This is a genomic window from Anaerosporobacter mobilis DSM 15930 (genome assembly GCF_900142955.1).
GTDB lineage: Bacteria > Bacillota > Clostridia > Lachnospirales > Lachnospiraceae > Anaerosporobacter > Anaerosporobacter mobilis.
Genome location: NZ_FRCP01000006.1, coordinates 114,893 through 133,759 on the forward strand (window position 1 = coordinate 114,893; position 18,867 = coordinate 133,759).

Below are 18,867 nucleotides of genomic sequence, written 5' to 3' on the forward strand. Positions count from 1 at the left end.
TCCGGCATTACTCATAGAAACCATTTTCCTCAATGCCTTTTTCCAGAATGGTATGTATCAGTTCCTCCAGTTCCACACCGTTAATCTCGCTGACTACAATCAGCTTTGCAAGGGTATCTTTCTGTACGGATATTGCATACTGTTCCTCATCGGCACGAAGCTCATGGACACAGATGCCAAGTCCGTCCGCAATCCTGCATACTACCCCAAGCTCCGGCTCCCTGATGCCCGCCAGAATATCCATGATTGTCCGCTCCGGCACTCCTGACATTCTGGAAAGCTCCATAATGCTGACTTCTTCCTCTTTCATCATGTTTAATAACTTATCTCCTGTTGTAAACATATCTTTTCCTCCCTTTATTTTTTCTTCCCGCCGGAAGATTTCTTTTTTGGAAATTCCATGACAAATTTAAACTGTACCCCGCTTTTTTCTTCCCCGCCTTTGGTATAGTGGTATTCCTCCGTCCCACTCGGAATGATATAGGCATCATAAGGTTTGCCCGCCTTGCTCTTTAACCCTTTTAACAGGATTTTCTTTCCGGCAAGCAAATCCTTTACCTGTATGTCGGTAAGTGAAGCTCCCATTACCCTGCTCACATTCATGCCGCATTTCTTTACGCAGTACGCACCGAATTTCCCCTTTACCACCTGACCGCCGCAGTTCGGACACGTCCCAAGCACCGTCTGTTCCTGTGCGAACATCTTTTTCTGCTCGTCGCTGACCTCATGGTAGGTGTGTATCAGCTCCGACACCATGTTTTCAATCTCCGCCATGAAGTCCTCCATTGGAAGCTCCCCTTTTGCTACCAGTGTCAGGGCATTTTCCCAATCGGCAGTAAGTTTCGGGGATTTCACAACGTCCGGCAGGACTGTAATCAGCTTCAATCCGTCCTCGGTGGGTATGATCTGTTTTTTCTCACGCTTTACAAAACCGTCTTTTACCAGCTTTTCAATGATGTCCGCCCTTGTCGCAGGCGTACCCAAGCCTTTCCGCTCCACATCGTCGCCCATATCTTCCGCCCCGGCACGTTCCATTGCAGATAATAATAAATCTTCTGTAAAATGCTTCGGCGGGGAAGTGAAATGCTCACTGATTTTCGTCTGCACACCGTCAAATGCCTGCCCTTCCGACAGTTCCGGCAGCTTCTTTTCCTCTTTTTCTTCCTCCTGATTCCCGGAGATTTTAAAGGAACGCTTAAAGGCATCTTCAAAAGATTTCCACCCGTTATGCGTGACAGACTTCCCGGAAACAGTAAATGTGTGTCCGTTACAGGAAAACTCTGCCTTGACTGTTTCATATAAATGCTTCTCCCCGGTGGCGCATAAAAGGCGGTTCGCAACCAGAGATAAAATTTTACGCTCCGTTTCCGGCAGTGCCGCAAGGTCAGCCTTCGCAATCTCCATTGTGGGGATAATGGCGTGGTGGTCTGTCACTTTCTTACTGTTCAGAATCCTCTTTATATCCGGTCTGGGAGCTTTATTTTCCTCAAACATCAGGGAATGGAACACCGCTTCGATTACGCCCTCTGCGGTCTGCCCCATGTCATCAGACAGAAACTGGCTGTCCGTCCTCGGATATGTGGCTAACTTTTTCTCATAAAGGCTCTGTGTGTACTCTAAGGTCTGCTTTGCGGTAAACCCAAACAGGCGGTTCGCATCCCTCTGGAGCGTAGTGAGGTCATAGAGCTTCGGCGGCATGACTGTCTTTTCCTCTTTTACAACAGACGTGGTAAGAGCCTGCCCATTCTGACAAGCTCCCACAATCTCATCTGCTTTCTTTTTATCATCAATGCGCCCGGTGGCGGCATCTATCCCATCCATCAGGATATGTGCCATGTAATATTTTTCCTTCTGGAAATTCATAATCTTTGTTTCCCTGTCCACCAGCATCGCAAGGGTGGGTGTCTGCACCCTGCCCACCTTCAGGACTTTGCCGCCATACAAAACAGTGAACAGCCTTGTACCGTTGATGCCCACAAGCCAGTCCGCTTCCTGCCTGCACAGTGCGGAATGGTATAAATTATCGTAATCACTCCCCGGCTGTAAATTCCCAAACCCTTCCCTGATTGCGCTTTCCTCCATTGAGGAAATCCACAGGCGTTTGATCGGCTTGTCACAGCCTGCCATTTCATACACCAGACGGAAGATAAGCTCGCCCTCCCGCCCGGCGTCAGTGGCACAGATTGTAGCGGTGACATCTTTCCTGTGCAACAACTGGCAAAGCACGTCATACTGCGCTTTCGTGTCCGGCTTGACCTCATACTGCCATTTTTCCGGCTTTACGGGAAGGCTCTCATACGTCCATTTCTTCCACTGCTCCCCGTAGCTTTCCGGCTGTGCCAGCTCCACCAGATGCCCCACGCACCAGCTCACAATATACCCGTTCCCTTCCATATATCCGTCACTGATTTCCGTTGCGCCGATTACTTCTGAAATACTTCTTGCAACACTTGGTTTTTCCGTTATCACTAACTGCATTTATTCATTCTCTCCTTCTTTATCCTCAAAAAAATCGTCCTCACTGTCCTCGTTTTCCTCGTCATCTTCGTATTCTTCTTCCTCGTCCTCCTCATCATCGTCCTCGTCAAGAAATTCCTCTTTCTTTTTCCGGACTACCTTGAAATAATAGCCGCCGCCGATAGCGATAACTGCCACAACTCCAAGAATGATATAGGTTGCCATCGGGTTTTCTTCTGCTTTCTCCGGCTCTGGTTCAGGTTCTTCGGTATTTTCTTCCCCGTCCCCGTCTGGTTCTTCCGTAAGTTCTTCTTCTGTTTCCTGTTCCCCGTTGTTATTGGGCAGTGCGCCCTCCGACACAGGGATTGCAGATTCCAGAGCAGCGGAATTTTTCGGTAAGGTTTCGCTGTTGTCCGCTGTCACGTTTAACAGATCATTTTCCGTAACTTCCGTCAGGAAGTACACCATTTCTTCCTCCCCGTCCCGGTCAATGATAAGGTAGAACACTTTTTCCGATGCGGTCTGGATTGTATAAAATTCCTTCCCGGTTTCGCTTTTTTCCTTCTCCCCGGATTCTTCCTTTTTCTCCGATGCAGCCGCTTCCGCCATTGCCTGTTTTTTCTGTTCTGCCGGGCTTAATTCTGATACGGTGTTCCCGTCACTGTCCGTTTTGGTATGCTCCGTTACCTGTGCGGTGGCAGAGGAAGGCTTGGTTGCCTGTGCATTGACCGGGAGCTGCTCTGCCGGGTTCTTCTCACCGCTGTCCTCTTTTTCCGGATCGGTGTAATATGGGTTGGCTGTTTTATAAACCTCTGACATATTCCCGGCATTATCCATAGCGGAAATGGTAAAATACTGGTAGCCTGCGTCAAACTGCTGCAGGCGGATATTTAAGACACCGTTTGTAAGCTCCGTAAACTCATACCCGTTCACATACACCGCCTTGATGCCGGAATCCATATCATGCGCCTGTACGCTTAACAGACCGTCACTGACTGCAGCGTTTAGGGTAGGCTTCGTGAAATCAAAACATTTAATATAACGGTTCTTCTCATAGGTCTTGCCCCTCTGGTCTGTCACAAGCACATAGACGGTGGTATTTTCCGAAATCTCCACATACATATCCTCTGTGATGTCCGTCCAGCTCCCATTCTGTGCGACTTTTGCCTGTACGGTCTTTATGGTGAAATTGCCGGAATGTGCCACATCTTCTATGGAGATATGTACCTTTGTGGTGTCATTGTGCCACCCGGACGGAGTGGAGATTGTGATTTTTACATTTGGGTTCACATATTCACATAAGCTGTAATCCTCCTTGCAGGCTTCACAATCTTTGTCAATGGAATACTGTGTGCATTTTTCTTTACAGGTACATTCCGGCTTTGGAATCTCATTCCCCGATACCGTTCCACCCTCCGTTTCTTCTTCTGATTCCCCTCCGCTGTCACCGGGTTCTGTTTCAGTGCTTTCCTCCGATTCTTTGCTGCCCTCTGCTTTGGCGCTTTCCTCTGTTTCCCCTCCGGTATTGCTTTCCTCCGCATAAGCGTCTACCGTATTCCCGCTGTTCGCCATAACCGCCCCTATGGGCATACAGAACAATAATGCCGATAACAGCAGCGACGCCACTGCCCTAACTGATAACTTTTTCTTCATTTCCTGCCATCTCCTTTGCGTTTTCTTTTTCTTCCAATAACTTCAAAATCTCGTCCTCGCTGAATTTAATGAGTAATTGCAGCTTCTCGGACGAGATTTTATGCTTTTCGATAATATCCATTTTTTCGGCTCTTTCCGCCATGCGCTTCTGTTCTTCCAAATCCTTCTGCTTCGCCTGTAATGTTTCAAGCTGCGCCCGCACTTTGGTAAGCTCCTTTTCAATGCGTTCCTTTGTCATAAATTCCTCACTTCCTTCTGTTTTTTCCGCTTTTCCCATCCGACGGGATCAAAATCATTAAAATCCAGTACAGCTCTGAAAAGCCATTTGTTATTTACCCATCTTTGCAGTTTTCTGGTAACAGGCGGTGCGGTGGGTTTTTCATATACCATCACATAAGGATCAAAACCCATATCCCGCAGAGTATATATCCTATACAAATCCTGTTCGTGGCTGCTGTTATAGTTTGTCAGCACATACACCCGTCTTTTCCGGTAATCATTCACAGTTGTAAGCTCTGAAAATCTTTTAAAATACCCTGTCAGGTCATCTTCCGGATTATCCCAAGCAAAGTGCAGCATTTTTGTTTTCACTTTATTCAGCATCTCCACTTTCTCCGGAGTAATCAAGCGCACATCAAGCCCCTGTGTAAAGTCCACCATTGCGCCACTTTGCACAAGCTGTTGTAATAACCGTTCCCAATCCGGACAGGCTAACAGATTCGCATCAAGCAGCTTTATTTCCCTTTCCCCATTCCAGAACTCGGCTAGGTCAGCAACCGCTTTTGTCCTGCGCCCCTCTTTATCCCCTACAATGCAAAAACCGCATCCACGAGGACACCCTCTTGACAGAAAACCGTATGCTGTTCCCGCAAATTTCGGGTATAATGCGTAATCTGGATATGTATGCTCTACTTCTTCCGGCAGATAGTTTTCAAGTCCATACCCAGTGCCGCCCCTTATAATGTGGTCAGCATGGATTGTGCCAGAATAATCCTTTGAATAACTATCTGTAAACACTCGGCTCATATATACAAGGTCATAATGTTTCCTCCCATCATGCCATTCCACCGTATCGCCCCTCGCCTTATGATAGGCAGACAATTTCATCAGACACAAATTGGGGAAATTGTGACTGTCCACATCAATCAATCCGATTTTAATAGTATCACTCTCCTTTTTTAGTTATGAAATTGCTATATCACTTTATTGTCAGTTAAGCCTGCCAAACGCATAAAAATGGCTCTGCCAGTACGGGGAATTGATGCTTGCGTAACTGATCGGATCGCCGCAGTGTATCATTGTACCGTTGCCGCAGTAAATCCCCACATGGCTCACCGCCCCGGCTGAATTGTAAGTCCCGGTAAAGAATATAATATCCCCTGCCTTTGCGTCCGATGCGGAAACAGGCGTACACTGGTCATAAATCCCCTGTGCGGTGGTTCGTGGAAGGTTGTGTACTCCGCTGTTGGTAAATACCCAGCAGACAAAACCAGAACAGTCAAAACTTGTGGAAGGGCTTGAACCGCCCCACACATACGGGAATCCTAAATATTTTGCGGCTTCCTCCATAAGAGCCTGCACCGATGCATCATCGTAGGCATCCGGTGGTATGGCGTTCCCCGGCAGTCCGCCCGGTGTTTCCCCGTACAGTGTGCCTTCGCCCACATCAAAATAAAATAGCGGGTTGTAATACTCCCCGTTATATAAACATTCGATATGCAAATGGCTTCCTGTACTGCTCCCGGTATTGCCGGTTGTCCCGATGACTGCCCCTTTTTCCACTGTCTGCCCCGCACTCACGCTTAAGCTGTCCATGTGGGCATACTTGGTTGTATAACCGTCTATCTCAATCGCTACATAATTCCCATAGTGGCTGTCGTATGCCGCCGCTGTCACCATACCGTCATGTGCCGCATATACGGTTGTGCCTGTCGGGACTGCTATATCCACGCCCCGGTGAAATTCCTCATTCCCTGTGACCTCGTTTTTCCGGTATCCGTAATAGCTTGACACATAATAATACCAGTAGAGGTTAAGCGGCGAAGCAAACTCCTGAAGCAGACCGTTCGTTTCCCCATACATGGCAAAAATCTCCGCCTGTTCGGTATCCATTTTCCCGGAAACAAGGCTCTCTAACGGTATGACCGTAAGTGTCACTCTGAGGATACTGACCTCGTATTCTTCTTCCTCCTCGTACTCATATTCTTCCTCGGTTTCTTCTCCTGTGACCGGATCAGTAACTGTCCTTGTACCAGTCTTTGTGACCGTCCTTGTCCTCGTTTCCGTATCCGGCGTGAGCGTCAGCTCATACATCTCGTCAAAAAGAGCCTGTATTTCACTTTCCACCTCACTTGCGGTAAACTCCGTATGGACTGCGGATAAATAGCTGATAAGGGTAAACGGATTATGACCGATTGCCCCAAGATTATAGGAATATTCGTCATATCCCGGATTGTCTGTTTCCACCCGGTCAATCTCTTTCTGCAGGTCAAGCTCCAGACGGGTAAACTGTAAATCAGCGGCGTCAATTTCTTTCGGCTTGCTTAAATAGCTCGCCGCTAAAATCGTAGACTGCGTATCCGCAAACATCGCCCCACAGGACGATACGGAAACCATAATCATCATAAGGAGCAGTGCCATGATGCCCACCGTCACAAGCAAGCCGGCATTTTTCCTTGCAAACTCCTGTAACTTCCTTGCCACAGTGACCGCACCGTTTTTCGTCTTTTCAAATGCCTGCTCCGCTGTTTTGGCAGATGCCGCTTTCTTCCTAGCCTTGATGTACTCCCGCTTGATGCGCTGTTTCTGTAACCGCTTCTGCAACGCTTTTTTCTGCATCTGCGGGTTTTCCTCCAAAAACTTCTGGTACTGGAAATTGACTTCCTTTTTAAACTGCTTTTTTTCCAGCTTTGCCACCTTCGCCCGCTGTTTCTGCTCTTTTCCCTTTATCTGCCTTTTGACGAAAGAAAACAGTTCTTCCCCTTTCTGTTCTGATTTGTGTGCGCCCTCCACTGCTGAATTTTCTTTCTCCGTTTCAGCAATCTTCCCATGCACAAAATTCCGGCTCTCATTCTGCATCCGGCGCATGGTGGTTTTTGGTATGCCCTCCTGCTTGAAGGGTTTTTCCTTATCCAGAGGGACAACCACATATTTTCCCTTCCCGGTTTTCTCGTCAAATACTCTCTGCAAAGTGTATTCCCTTGTCTTTGGCAGCTTTGCCCTTGCCTTCTGTACCTTCTTTCCGGCTTTCCCTGCCTGCCGCTGTTTCTTTTGCAGTTTTTTACTGCCTGTAAATTCAGAGCCTCCTTCCCCCTGAAACAGATTTCCGGTATTCTCCGCAAAAGATTCTTCGGTAAAGGTTTTATTTTCCGTTTTTTCCTTTGTGCCGCCTTTTACCCGGTGTTCCTTTTGTACCCGCTTTTTATGGTATTTCCCTTTTTTCTGCGACTGCCTGTAAGTATCCCTCCGGTGATAATCTTCCGTATCCGGCTGTTTTTTCTCCATTTCCTCCGGCTGGCTGAAATTGTCCTGCCCAGTAAATCCACTGCTCTCCTTGACAAAATCAGGCTTTTCTTCCTGCCCCGGCTTCGCACCGGACTTTTGGACTTTTTGTCCAGAAGTGGTCTGGTACATCTGCTTTTTCGCTTTGGCTTTTGAAGCATGGTTCGATTCCCGCTGTCTGGTATCTCCCTTTTGGGTATCCACGCCCTTATGTTCTGAAAAAGTTTGATTTTCCTGTAACTGTCCATTCCCGGACTTCTGGACTTTTTGTCCAAAAGTCTGCTGTTGTGCCTGCACACCCTTTTCCGCCTGCCTTTTCCCGGCTGAACCATGCCCCGGCTTCTTGGTATCGGCATCCCTCGGCTGATAGGCAGCACTGCCGCCACTTGTAAAGGCATTTTCAGTTCCCTTACGGAACTCTGCATTTACTTCTTTACAGTAGGCGGTATCCTGTTTTTTCTTCCCTTTCTTTTCTGCCATTAACCTTCCTCATCTTCCTTCGTTACGGATTCCTCCGGTTTTGTGTTCATAATCGCAAAAGTCTTTGTATTAGCCGGGTACTTATCCACGAATGGGATAACCACATTGTCAAACAGTATCAGACCGCTTCCCGGTTCGGAATTAGTGACGTGCATGAGCTGTTTCTCCGACAATCCTAACTTATCTGCCAAGATATGCTGGTCTTTGGCGTTCTGGTTCAGCAGATATACAAAATCGCTGTTCCCCAAGATGCCCTCGATTTCCTCCGATTTCAGAAAATCGCCCACGTTCTGCGTCAAGCCTGTCGGGATTCCGCCCCATTTCCTGAAACGCTTCCAAATCTCCACCGAATAGATAGCTGTCTGCTTTTCCTTCAAAAGCAAATGGAACTCATCACAGTAGTATCTTGTGGCAACTTTGCGCTCCCGGTTCTGCGACACCCTGTTCCAGACCGCATCCTGCACAATCAGCATCCCAATCTCTTTTAACTGATTTCCTAAGTCACGAATGTCAAAACACATGATCCGGTTGTGTGCGTCTACATTGGTTCGGTGGTTAAAATAGTTCTGCGAGCCATGCACATACAGTACAAGGCTGTTGGCAATCCGAACCGCCTTCTGCTTCGCTTCCCTCTGCAGCTCCGGCGCAACGTCCTTCGGCTCATACTTTAACAGCGCATTATACAAATCTTCCAGTATGGGCATATTCTCCGGCTTCGGGTGCTTGAAATACCCGTCATAGATATGCTTGATGCAGGTGTCAATAATGCCCTTTTCGTCATTCTCCAGACCGTCCTTCCCTCCGGCAATCAAATCACACAGCGTAATCAGGAAGTCACTCTTTAGCTTCAATGCTTCCTTATCCCCTTTGTGGGAAAGCTGAATGTCCATCGGATTCAGGAAATCCTTTGAATTGGTGGCAAGCCTTACCACCTGCCCATGAAGTGCCTGCACCAGAGGGAAATACTCGCCTTCCGGATCGCAGACAATAATATCGTCCTTTGTGATAAGGAAACAGGACAAAATCTCCCTCTTTGCGGAAAAAGACTTACCGCTTCCCGGTGTCCCCAAAATAACACCGTTCGGTGTACGCAGCCTTTTCCGGTCTGCCATAATCATGTTGTTGGAAAGTGCGTTCAGACCGTAATAAATAGCCGGTGCGGGCATAAAAAGCTCCTGTGTGCAGAACGGTACAAGGACAGCGGTGCTTTTGGTGGTAAGGTTTCTCTCAATCCCCACGTCATTACACCCAATCGGCGCACTTGCCATCAGCCCCTGCTCCTGTAAATACTGCAAACACCGCAAGTTACAGTTTGCCTGCTGGATAATGCCGGACACCCTCTGCGTCAGGTTTTCAAGCTCCCTCTTTGTCCTCCCGTAACAGGTAATCAGGAATGTCATTTTGATGAGTTTCTGGTTGCTTGTGTTCAGATCGTCAAGCAGTTCCAGCGTGTCCTTCTCATACGTCACGATGTCAGTCGGCAGAATATCCATATCGTAACCGCTCCGGACTGCCTTCTTCTGTTCCTCAATCTTCATTTTCTGAATGTCGGTAAGCGCACGTTTTATCATCTTGATTGCTTCCACCGGATCAATGGTCTGCATGTGCATGGTAAGGGTAAGGTTATCATCAATGTCCAGCAATTTCTTAATCATCTCGTCCGTAAACTTCGGCGCAATCATGTCAAGGTAAGACACGCTCCCGTAAATGCTGCCAGACTTGAAGCGGCTCGGATAACGGAAATCAAACCCCGGCGGCGCAATATAGTCCTTGACTGACTTCCCGGACTCTGACAGTTCCTTAAAGGAAAAACGGAAAGGCTCCATCGTACCCTGATTGAAATACTCATGTAAGATACGGAGCCTTTCCTTCCCGTCAAGACCTCTGGCGTTTGTGCCGATATTGTTTAAATTGTGTACCACATCTTTCTCAATGTTGCTTAACTTGCTCCTTGCTTCTTTGATGCCTGTGCTTTCCACGCCGAAAATAATGTACTTTGACTTGATGATGCCATTGTTACCCTTTGCCGACTGGTGCTTTAACATCTGTGTATATTCCTCACGAATATCATTAAAATCATCGTCCTGCAGGGGAGTGTCGAACTGCTCCGCAAGCGCCTGCTCGCTGACCTGCCTGTTGAATAAGAATAACTGGAATCTTATGGACGGATCGAAATAGTTAATCAGCTTGCTGTATTCCTCCAGAATATCAGCCTGATCCTCCACCTCCAGCAAGTCATAGTTAATATCAAAAAATTCCACCATTTTTGTATAATAAGTGTCCGCCACCTGACAGATGCCGTCCCGGTACATTTTTTTGAATGTAATGGTTTTCTGTGCGGTGTCCGGCTTCGCCTGTTCTTTGCTGTTCCCGGCAAGGACACGCCTAAGCTCTGACAGACGTTTCTTTTCCGAAAAAGTCAGTCCTGCCTTTTCCGGTGTCTGCCTATTTTTCTGCGGCTTTGGCTTTCCCACTGCCGCCTTTTGCTTTTTCTTCAAGGAAACATACCTCCTTCCTGATTTTTTCCCGTTCCTCCAACTGCTCGTAGAGGTTTTCCGATTTATACGGTCTGATTCCCGGCGTGAGTACCTTCTGCCGGAGCATGAAGTATAAAATCTTCTCTGCCGGGAAACCGTCTTTTTCATACATAGCCAAAAAGAAGAATGGCAGCATTGCGCCCACCATGATAATCGCCGCCCCCTGTGTGCCTAATACCCCTTTTGTGAGGAAATATAAGGGAACACCCACAAGGGCAGCTCCCGAAAAACAGATAATCTGCCTTTTGGTAAGGTTCAATGCTACTTTTGTCTTGATTCCACTCAGGTCTTTTGGCACTGGTACTGAAATTGCCATAAATTTTGCTCCTTTCGTGGGCAATGCCCGCCAAGCACAGCCTTTTGTGCTTAGTGGGCATTGAAAATTGATTTGCTTAAAGAGCCTGTCTTGAATAAGCTGAAACAGAGGATTACGGTATATGCCGCTACCGACCATAATGCGCTGTGCAGGTTGCCCGCCACTGCGACGCTTGCCACCAGCACAGCATAAATCGCCACGCATACCATGATAAAAAACCCCTGAAACGCCAGTGCGACAAGCCCCTTTAAATAGTTCGTCCCGATTGTACCCCATTCCCGGTTGGTAACTGTCGCTGCCGGGATTGGCGCTACCGATACATAAAGGTATATTTCAATCATGCGCCCGTATAGAATGACGGTGATGAGGACGGACATGATTTTCATACACAGGCTGATTACCATAGTTTCCAGACCTAAACCGATCAGCTCCCCGATGCCCATTGTGTCAATCTGGCTGTTGAACATGGAAGTAAGCGTTGCTTCCACATCAAGGCTTGTTGAGCCTGATATGGAAGATGCCGCCTGCGTCACTACATGGCTTCCAACGTCAAATACCGCCATGACAATATCAAAAGTCTTGGAAAGCAGCATGACAGCGATGCAAGCCTTAAATAAAAAACGGAAGAACAGGCTTGTATCGAAGTCATGCATATTGTTTTTGTCTATTACCATTGTGATAAGCTCATAAATCAGCACGAAACTGATAATCAGCCCTGCTATGGGGATTACCACATTCTCCGACAGCGTCCTTACCATGCTGAATATGCCGGAGTTCCATGTACTGGGTGTCCTGCTGACTTCCCCGGCAATCGTGCCTACCTTGTCATTGACGTCGGTAAACATCGTGCCGAGGTTGTCAAGCACCCACCCCTGAAGCATTTCCTTTATAAAATCAGTGATTTTGTCAATGATTCCGCCCATGAAGGGTTATCTCTTATGAGAACAGTGTGGAAAGCTGTGGAATCACCGTCTGCGCCACAATGATAATGCCCCCGCCGCTCATAAGCTGTTTAATGCCCTGTGATTTTGCACCCGGATTATCATTTCCATATCCCTCAAGCAGATTGATGACGCCCCATACGCCCACGCCTGCACCGATTGCTGTTACGACTGTCTTTAATCCTGTTACTGCTGTTGTAAAAAATGCCATTGTTCTACCTCTTTCTTTCTCATCAAATGTTTTGTCTGGTTTCTGAAAGAGTTTTTCGTGTAAAATGCCCTGCCTTATGGTAAGATAAAGACAGGGCAATCCTTTGGGAAGAACCCTGCGGGCATCCGGTACATTCAGTTTGGCGATTGGCTGTTCCGGGTGCTTTGTTTTTTGTCCTTTCCCAAGTACATTCAAAACTCCGTTCCACTTCTGGACTTTTTGTCCAAAAGTTCTGTGACTGGTTTACAAGTTCCATATTCAGTTTTTCAGTATTCAGTTGTCATGCTTCAAGAACGCCCGCATCCTCCACCTCATCAACGGTGTCATTGTCCCTGACTTTTGCCCTGCACAGGTTTTTTACATATTTTTCGATGTCTAAAGCGTTCTTCTCGTCATAGTCGGACAGGAGCTTGTACTGCTTGTGCTTCGTAATGTCAAACTTATTGGAGAAGAATGGTCTTACCCCTCTAAGCTGCATGATGCACTTGCCCCCGTCCATGACCGCAATCTCATCTTGGCTCATAAGCTCTTTCCCGGTCTTTTGGTAGTTCAGACCGTAGGACTGCGACGTACCCCTTGTATCCGAGGTATTGTAAAGGTCTATTGTTTCTTTACCCAAAATTTCCGCCATCTCTTTTAAGGTGGTCTTTTCCTTCCCTCCGAGGAATAAGGTGGTATCACAATTCCCTTCAATGGTGTCGGCGTTATCCTTATAAATCGCTTTAAGCTGCGACTTCGACTGCAAAATAATGGAAGCTGATATTTCCCGGCTGCGGATTGTAGCAATCAGCTTCTCAAACTTTGGTATCTGCCCGATGTTCGCAAACTCATCGAGTAAGCAGCGTACATGGACAGGCAGCCTTCCATGATACACATCGTCTGCCCTGTCACAGAGCAGGTTAAAAAGCTGCGTGTACATGATTGATACAATGAAGTTAAATGTATCGTCCGTATCGGAGATAATGACAAACAACGCTGTCTTTTCATCTCCTAACATATCAAGTCCCAACTCGTCATAGCTTGTCAGGTCACGCAGCTCCTTGATGTCAAAGGGCGCTAAACGTGCGCCACAGCTAATTAAGATACTTTTCGCTGTCTTGCCCGCCGCCAGTTTGTATTTTTTATACTGCTTGACTGCAAAGTGTTCCGGCTCTCTTTCCTCCAGCTCATCGAACATCAAATCGACAGGATTTTTAAATTCCTCGTCATCCTCCCTCGCTTCGCTTGCATTTATCATGTCAAGCAGGGTGGTAAAATTCTGTTCTTCCTCCACGCACTCATACCAGATGTACCCGATCAGTGCGGTATAGTAGAGCTTTTCGGCTTTCACCCAAAAATCCTCGCCGGATTGCTGTCCCTCCCCTTTGGTGTTTAAAATGATTGTGTTTACAAGTTTCAAAATGTCCTTCTCGCTCCGGATATAAACGAGAGGATTGTAGTGCATGGACTTCTTGAAGTTAATGGTATTCAGCACTTTTACCCGGTAATTGTTCTTTAAGAGCATTTTTCCGCACTCGACTAACACAGTGCCTTTCGGATCAGTGACAACATAGCTTGAGTGCATCTGCATCAGGTTCGGTTTTACAAAAAATCTTGTCTTGCCGGAACCGGAGCCGCCGATAACAAGGATATTTTTATTCCTAGCATACTTCGGCTGTCTTGGTCTGCCTGACATCATCAGCCTTTCCGTTTCTGTAAGCAGCACATTGTTCTCAAAGACCGGATCGACATAAGGCTCTATATCCTTTGCGTTTCCCCACCTTGCAGAACCGTACTCCATTCCATGCCGGAATTTCTTGGCATTTTTGGCTTTGAAATACACCACAAGACGGAGCGCAACGCCGCACCCTGCTCCTATCAGCAAATCTTTTGGGTAAAAACTCGGTAACGGGTTAGAAAATAAGTCCTCCATTCCCGCCATGACCGCCATCATCTTTGCGGAAGCGTCCTGCCCCGGCGATACCCGCCACAGCCACGCTATTTTGTCGCAGAAATACCCGGCAAGCACATAAGGCAGGTTCATAAGGAGAAGTTTCTTTTTATCCACATTCCCTGTCTTTGTCTTGAGCTTTTCGGGAATGGATTTTAGGTCTTTGGCAATGCCTTCTACGATTTTACTCATAATGACTGCCCCCTGTCCTTCTGGTGTTCCCTTGCCCGCTCCCGGTTTTTGTCTTTCCCTAACTGCTCCCGGAACTCTGCCAGCTTCTCCTTTACGGAGATGCGGTCATGCTTTTTCTCATTAACTTTTACAAATTCCTTAAATGCCTGCGTAATCACGTCGGCATCCTTGCCCTTGAAAAATACCATGTACTTCGGCGGTGCAACCGTCTTATCTTTCTTCACAGCAAAATCCACGTTGTATTTTTTTGCCACTTTCTCAAAAGACTTGATGTTGTTATCCGTCACCTCAATGCTCGAAGCACCCATACCCTGACCGACCAGATCTTTCACTGACATTTTCCCATGTGATGCCTGTTTTCCCTGTTTCCGGTGTTCCAGATACATCTTCATTGCCTTTTTCAGCACGTCGGTAGTCAGCCGGGAAGATTTAAACACAAGGGCAATCGTTTTTTGTGTCACTTCCTCCTGCATGGTTTTCCTCCTTCTTCTTTATTGCTGTACCCCCGTCAGGGTGGGACGTACAGCCTGTGAATCAGATATTTCATAAACGCTCCTTTCCACTTCTGGACAAAAAGTCCAAAAGTTCCATAAACACAAAAAGGGCAGTTACAAACCACTGTTTCCGGTCTATAACTGCCCTTACGCTGTTTCCCATATTTAATTTACCTGTACCGGATCACCGGACACTGTTTCGTCTTTTTCCCTACTTTCCGGCGTTCCAGAGCAAAGACCATATCCCCGGTACGCTCAAAATATCCTATATCCTTCTTCCAGCTCATGCCGCATTTACAGTGCTGCAAGCCGATAAACTGCTGTTTCATCTTCCTGCCGCAGTTCGGGCATACCTTTTTGCTCATGCCTTTCCGCTTCACTTTTGGCTTATCCGCATCATCTTTCTTCTTTTCTTTCTTTTCGGGAATCCCATTCTCCGCTATCCGCACTTCATAGCGTGGAAGCCGGTAAAGATACAGACTGTATATTTCATCAAAGGAAGCCTTTTCCGCTATCCCCTTTACCCTCTGATAAATCTGCCCTGCAATCTTCTCGCAGTCCTCTCCTTCCGGCATCCTGCCATGCTCCCTGTAATAATCACAGGTCTTTTCAAACATACCGTCCGCTATCTTCGCTTTCTGTTTCTGCTTTAAGTCTTTATATGTCCTGTCCACCCTTTTCAGCCGCTTCCTGTTTCCCAAACGCATCACTCCTGCCTTTATCCTGATACGGTCTATTTTAACAGAAAATGCTCTGGGATTGTAAAAATATCTCCCTTTCTGAAAAGCGTTCCCATTAATTACTCTATAAATTAGAATCTGACACTGGATCATACATTTTCCTTAATAATTGTAAAATGAAAAACTCCAAAAATCAATGAAGCCGCAACCAACGCAACGTGCCTAAGTAAAATACCGTTCAGCAGGAATAAAATAACAGGAACAATTGCCAGTCCATAAAGAATGCCAACACCACCAGAGGACTTTTTTATCCAGAGCAAACCATAAATAGCTAAAAGCAGAACTGTACTGCACATCCAAATAAGCATTTCCATTACAGACATAAAGCCAAATTTCCAGCCTTTTGTAAAAGCAGGAAAGATCATAAAAGCCATACTTCCGTATCTTCCAATTTGCTCAAAAATATTTATAACCGGATATTTACTGCAAAAACTTTCAGAAACTTTCTTTCTAACGGCAATCACGTTGATTGCAATAAGACACATTATAACCACCAGATTGCCTACATTAATCCAGTTAAAATCCATAAGTGCGTTCCTCCATAAACTTGAAGATGTTATTCTATTGCAACAAGGTCCGTTCTTTCATAGCAATTATGTCCTTGTAATTGCTTTTTATATTTCCAACACTTAATTGCTTCCTCTAAAGATTTTCCTTTATTGTCTGCAAAAAAATCTCGAATATAAGAATTATACTCGAACTGCTTATCAATTTTTGTTTTTCCTTTTTTCTTGTCCTCAAGAATTTGATAATAAGCAGTAATTGCTTCTTTATAAGTTTTCCCCGTATTGTTTTTTAACCATTTTTGAAAAGCTACATTGAATGAAAAACCGCTTCCAATATGTTCTCTGAAAAATGATCTATGTTTTTCTGAACAGACAAAGTTTGCTTCAATTTTTGTATCTTCACTAATATCAGATATTAATATTGCTTTTTTTCTTGCCGTTTGAGCAGACAATATTTTTCCTGTATCAAGAAAATATGCAATCCTATCTGTTATTTCTATTTTTCCACCCGAAACAGGAATTCCATTTTCTCTGCAAAAGTTTACTAATTCCTCTTTCAAATAATAGAAATCACGAAATGTTTTACTATCTAAATTCCTATCTAAAACAGGTCTTTCACTCATATATACCTCTTTTCTACTGTTCATCAAATCCCAATTTGTCAGCACCATTATAGCTTGTTTTTAGCGGGAACACAACTTCGTGGAAAGAAACATATCTGGTGATTAACTGAAAGCATCTTTGCACCGGGCAAGGAAATACTTCTTTTTCTCCGTTATTTCCTCCTGCCTGTCTTTGGAAAGCGTCTGGAATATTTCGTCATAGTCAAGCTCCGCAAGCGGTGTTCCCAACACAGGCGTTAAAACTTCATGTTCATACCATATTCGCCACAGTTCCTCAAACAATTCCCCGCTGTCCGAAAAAGCCATTGCCGAATCAAAGCCTTCTCCCTCGCTGAACCATTGCAGACGGACAAACCCGAACCGCCCAGCATCTGCCACCACCACATCGGTCAGCTCATACAGTTCTGCGAACGCATCCGCTACTTTCTGGCATCCTGCCCGCTGTTCTTCCGTAATATATTTTTCTGCCATAGATGTTCCTCCTAATCCACTTCTGGACAAAAAGTCCAAAAGTTATCTATTCTATTTTAAACAGTAAATCGTGCAGAGGTCAGCATATAGCATCCCCTCCCCGCATTTTATCGTGTCAAACAAAAGGCACTGAAACAGTACATCACGCACTCCCTCCAGACTAACAATGCCCCGTTCTTTCTCTGAAAAGCCTGTGTTTGGAATATCCATATCCTCCGGCACTGCCCGCCTTGCCGAGATACAGTGCGTATAAAGTCCGAGGATATATTTATCTGACATAGGCAAAGCAAATGTTTCCTGCCCGTCATACGTTACCCGGTACTTTTCCTGTTCACCTTCCGGCAGTTCAAAACAACACCGCACTGTTTCCAGATAAGTATGCCCGTCAAAATCCGGCTTTATTTTCTTCCCATACCTGCGGATTGTGGAAAATATGTTATTCCGGTCAATAAAAGAGCGGGTACGCTTGAAAGCTGCTTTTCTGCCTTTCATATCCATGTAAACATTATTCCCCGTCCCTTTCCCGGCAAACCTGCCATAATCGCCAATCCGCAACAGGTAGGACAGCACCTCTGACAGCTTTTCTCTTGATGCAATCTCCTGATAAGGGGAATCGCTAAATTCTATCTTCACAAACCTTAATGGGCAGCTTCCATTTGCTACCTCCCGTTCCATTGCCCGGTCAATATCCCTCATGGATTCCATTTATCCATCTCCTTCCGCTTTAGACTGGAACATTCCTTTTTCTTCCCACCCGCCGCCATACATATCATGCTGTACTAACTGCTGGTAATAGTGATTCATAGTATTGGGCGCATTGTAAAGTGCAGTCACCATGTATGCCCTGATATTGGTTATCTTGGTTGTGGTTTCCTTCATGCACCCAATGACATACTCCAAATGGGAACTGTTCAGCTTCAGGAACTTTGATTTTACAAGCTCATAAGGGTAATCTTCCCCGTTGACTTTTACCGTCCTGCGCTTCACGCATACAATTTCGCAGATCACCTCATAAAGTTCCTCATACAGCCCCTTTTCACTCCAGTCACCGTATTTCATGTGATGCTCATACTCAATATTTTCCTTGATGATTTCCATATAGGCAGTGGCATCATCCATCCCATCAATCATATCATTATCCGGCTTGCCCGGTTCTTGTTTTTCTGTTTCTCTATCCGATTGATTGATAGGATTGGTATAACTCAAATCAGTATAATTAGTATTGTTATAATTAGGGTTCGATTCCCGAACTTCCGCAAGTTCGGTTTCCGAACCTCTTGAAGTTTGATTTCCGAACTCCTGCAAGTTCGGTTTCCGAATCTCTTGAAGTTCGATTTCCGAACTTCTTGAAGTTTGATTATCGAACCTCTTGAAGTTCGGTTTCCGAACTTCTGCGGAACTGTCAGCATTATCCGGCTTTTCCGGCTCTTTCCCGGCATCCAGTGTCGCAAAATTCTTCACATAGATAATGTCTGGCTTGCCCAATCCCTGCCTTTTCTTCTCGATCAGACCAATCCCTTTTTTGCTGTCAAGCTCCGCAATCACCTTTGCACATTTTTCCCTTGCACATCCCAAATCCTCCATTATGTTGTCCAGCGTGTAATGGATATACACCCTGTTTTCTTCGTCAAGCCAGCCATTCTTGATTGACAATGCCAGCCTGTCAAGCATCAGACCATAAAGGAGCTTTGCATCGCTGGACAACTCTTTAAACCTTGCGTCTTTTATCAGCAGCCTTGGAACTCTGTAAAAGGAAAACTGTTCCGCTTCGATGCCATAATAATAGTCAAATTTTATCGTGCCATCCACGCTGAT

The 18,867-nt window shown here is 45.9% G+C and carries 18 protein-coding genes; all 18 read right to left on the reverse strand.

From position 1 onward, the window contains the following. Window positions 1-7: 7 nt before the first annotated feature. Window positions 8-343 carry a helix-turn-helix domain-containing protein gene (locus BUB90_RS03330; protein ID WP_073282812.1) on the reverse strand — a complete coding sequence of 112 codons (336 nt, stop codon included), beginning with the start codon at window positions 341-343 and terminating at the stop codon, window positions 8-10. A 14-nt stretch (window positions 344-357) separates the two neighbouring features. Beyond that, window positions 358-2,478, reverse strand: coding sequence for a type IA DNA topoisomerase (locus tag BUB90_RS03335; RefSeq protein WP_073282815.1), 2,121 nt, complete (start codon window positions 2,476-2,478; stop codon window positions 358-360). Further along, window positions 2,479-4,110, reverse strand: coding sequence for a CD1107 family mobile element protein (locus BUB90_RS03340; protein WP_073282818.1), 1,632 nt, complete (start codon window positions 4,108-4,110; stop codon window positions 2,479-2,481). After that, complete coding sequence (locus tag BUB90_RS03345) at window positions 4,088-4,348, reverse strand: hypothetical protein (protein ID WP_002584838.1); 261 nt, start codon at window positions 4,346-4,348, stop codon at window positions 4,088-4,090. The genes BUB90_RS03340 and BUB90_RS03345 overlap by 23 nt, the downstream gene beginning before the upstream one ends. Next, window positions 4,345-5,178: a radical SAM protein gene (locus BUB90_RS03350; protein WP_330393735.1), complete on the reverse strand. Its 834-nt coding sequence runs from the start codon at window positions 5,176-5,178 to the stop codon at window positions 4,345-4,347. Before BUB90_RS03350 ends, BUB90_RS03345 begins: the two co-directional genes overlap by 4 nt. Before the next feature lie 141 nt (window positions 5,179-5,319). After that, on the reverse strand, window positions 5,320-8,091 hold the full coding sequence (locus BUB90_RS03355; protein ID WP_073282824.1) for a CD1108 family mobile element protein: 2,772 nt from the start codon (window positions 8,089-8,091) through the stop codon (window positions 5,320-5,322). Further along, window positions 8,091-10,589, reverse strand: coding sequence for a VirB4-like conjugal transfer ATPase, CD1110 family (locus BUB90_RS03360; protein WP_073282828.1), 2,499 nt, complete (start codon window positions 10,587-10,589; stop codon window positions 8,091-8,093). Before BUB90_RS03360 ends, BUB90_RS03355 begins: the two co-directional genes overlap by 1 nt. Then, the gene (locus BUB90_RS03365) at window positions 10,537-10,944 is read right to left on the reverse strand and encodes a PrgI family protein (RefSeq protein WP_002584835.1); all 408 of its coding nucleotides are present in this window, start codon (window positions 10,942-10,944) and stop codon (window positions 10,537-10,539) included. Before BUB90_RS03365 ends, BUB90_RS03360 begins: the two co-directional genes overlap by 53 nt. Window positions 10,945-10,994: 50 nt before the next feature. Further along, complete coding sequence (locus BUB90_RS03370; protein WP_073282831.1) at window positions 10,995-11,867, reverse strand: VirB6/TrbL-like conjugal transfer protein, CD1112 family; 873 nt, start codon at window positions 11,865-11,867, stop codon at window positions 10,995-10,997. 13 nt (window positions 11,868-11,880) lie between these two features. After that, window positions 11,881-12,096 (reverse strand): Maff2 family mobile element protein, encoded by a 216-nt coding sequence (locus BUB90_RS03375; protein ID WP_002584833.1) that lies wholly within the window; start codon window positions 12,094-12,096, stop codon window positions 11,881-11,883. A gap of 280 nt (window positions 12,097-12,376) precedes the next feature. Then, window positions 12,377-14,119: a VirD4-like conjugal transfer protein, CD1115 family gene (locus BUB90_RS03380; protein ID WP_073283741.1), complete on the reverse strand. Its 1,743-nt coding sequence runs from the start codon at window positions 14,117-14,119 to the stop codon at window positions 12,377-12,379. 95 nt (window positions 14,120-14,214) lie between these two features. Next, entirely contained in the window at window positions 14,215-14,691 is a 477-nt protein-coding gene (locus tag BUB90_RS03385) for a PcfB family protein (RefSeq protein WP_002584831.1), read from the reverse strand. Between the two features lie 191 nt (window positions 14,692-14,882). After that, on the reverse strand, window positions 14,883-15,419 hold the full coding sequence (locus BUB90_RS03390; protein WP_073283746.1) for a hypothetical protein: 537 nt from the start codon (window positions 15,417-15,419) through the stop codon (window positions 14,883-14,885). A 122-nt stretch (window positions 15,420-15,541) separates the two neighbouring features. Continuing rightward, window positions 15,542-15,979 carry a hypothetical protein gene (locus tag BUB90_RS03395; RefSeq protein WP_073282834.1) on the reverse strand — a complete coding sequence of 146 codons (438 nt, stop codon included), beginning with the start codon at window positions 15,977-15,979 and terminating at the stop codon, window positions 15,542-15,544. 29 nt (window positions 15,980-16,008) lie between these two features. Further along, window positions 16,009-16,581, reverse strand: coding sequence for a DUF6434 domain-containing protein (locus BUB90_RS03400; RefSeq protein ID WP_073282837.1), 573 nt, complete (start codon window positions 16,579-16,581; stop codon window positions 16,009-16,011). 102 nt (window positions 16,582-16,683) lie between these two features. Continuing rightward, a complete protein-coding gene (locus tag BUB90_RS03405; RefSeq protein ID WP_073282840.1) occupies window positions 16,684-17,052 on the reverse strand; it encodes a hypothetical protein in 369 nt (122 codons plus the stop codon). Window positions 17,053-17,103: 51 nt separating this feature from the next. Next, a complete protein-coding gene (locus tag BUB90_RS03410) occupies window positions 17,104-17,757 on the reverse strand; it encodes a hypothetical protein (protein WP_073282843.1) in 654 nt (217 codons plus the stop codon). Continuing rightward, window positions 17,758-18,861: a DUF6017 domain-containing protein gene (locus BUB90_RS03415; RefSeq protein ID WP_084139064.1), complete on the reverse strand. Its 1,104-nt coding sequence runs from the start codon at window positions 18,859-18,861 to the stop codon at window positions 17,758-17,760. Between the last annotated feature and the right edge of the window lie 6 nt (window positions 18,862-18,867).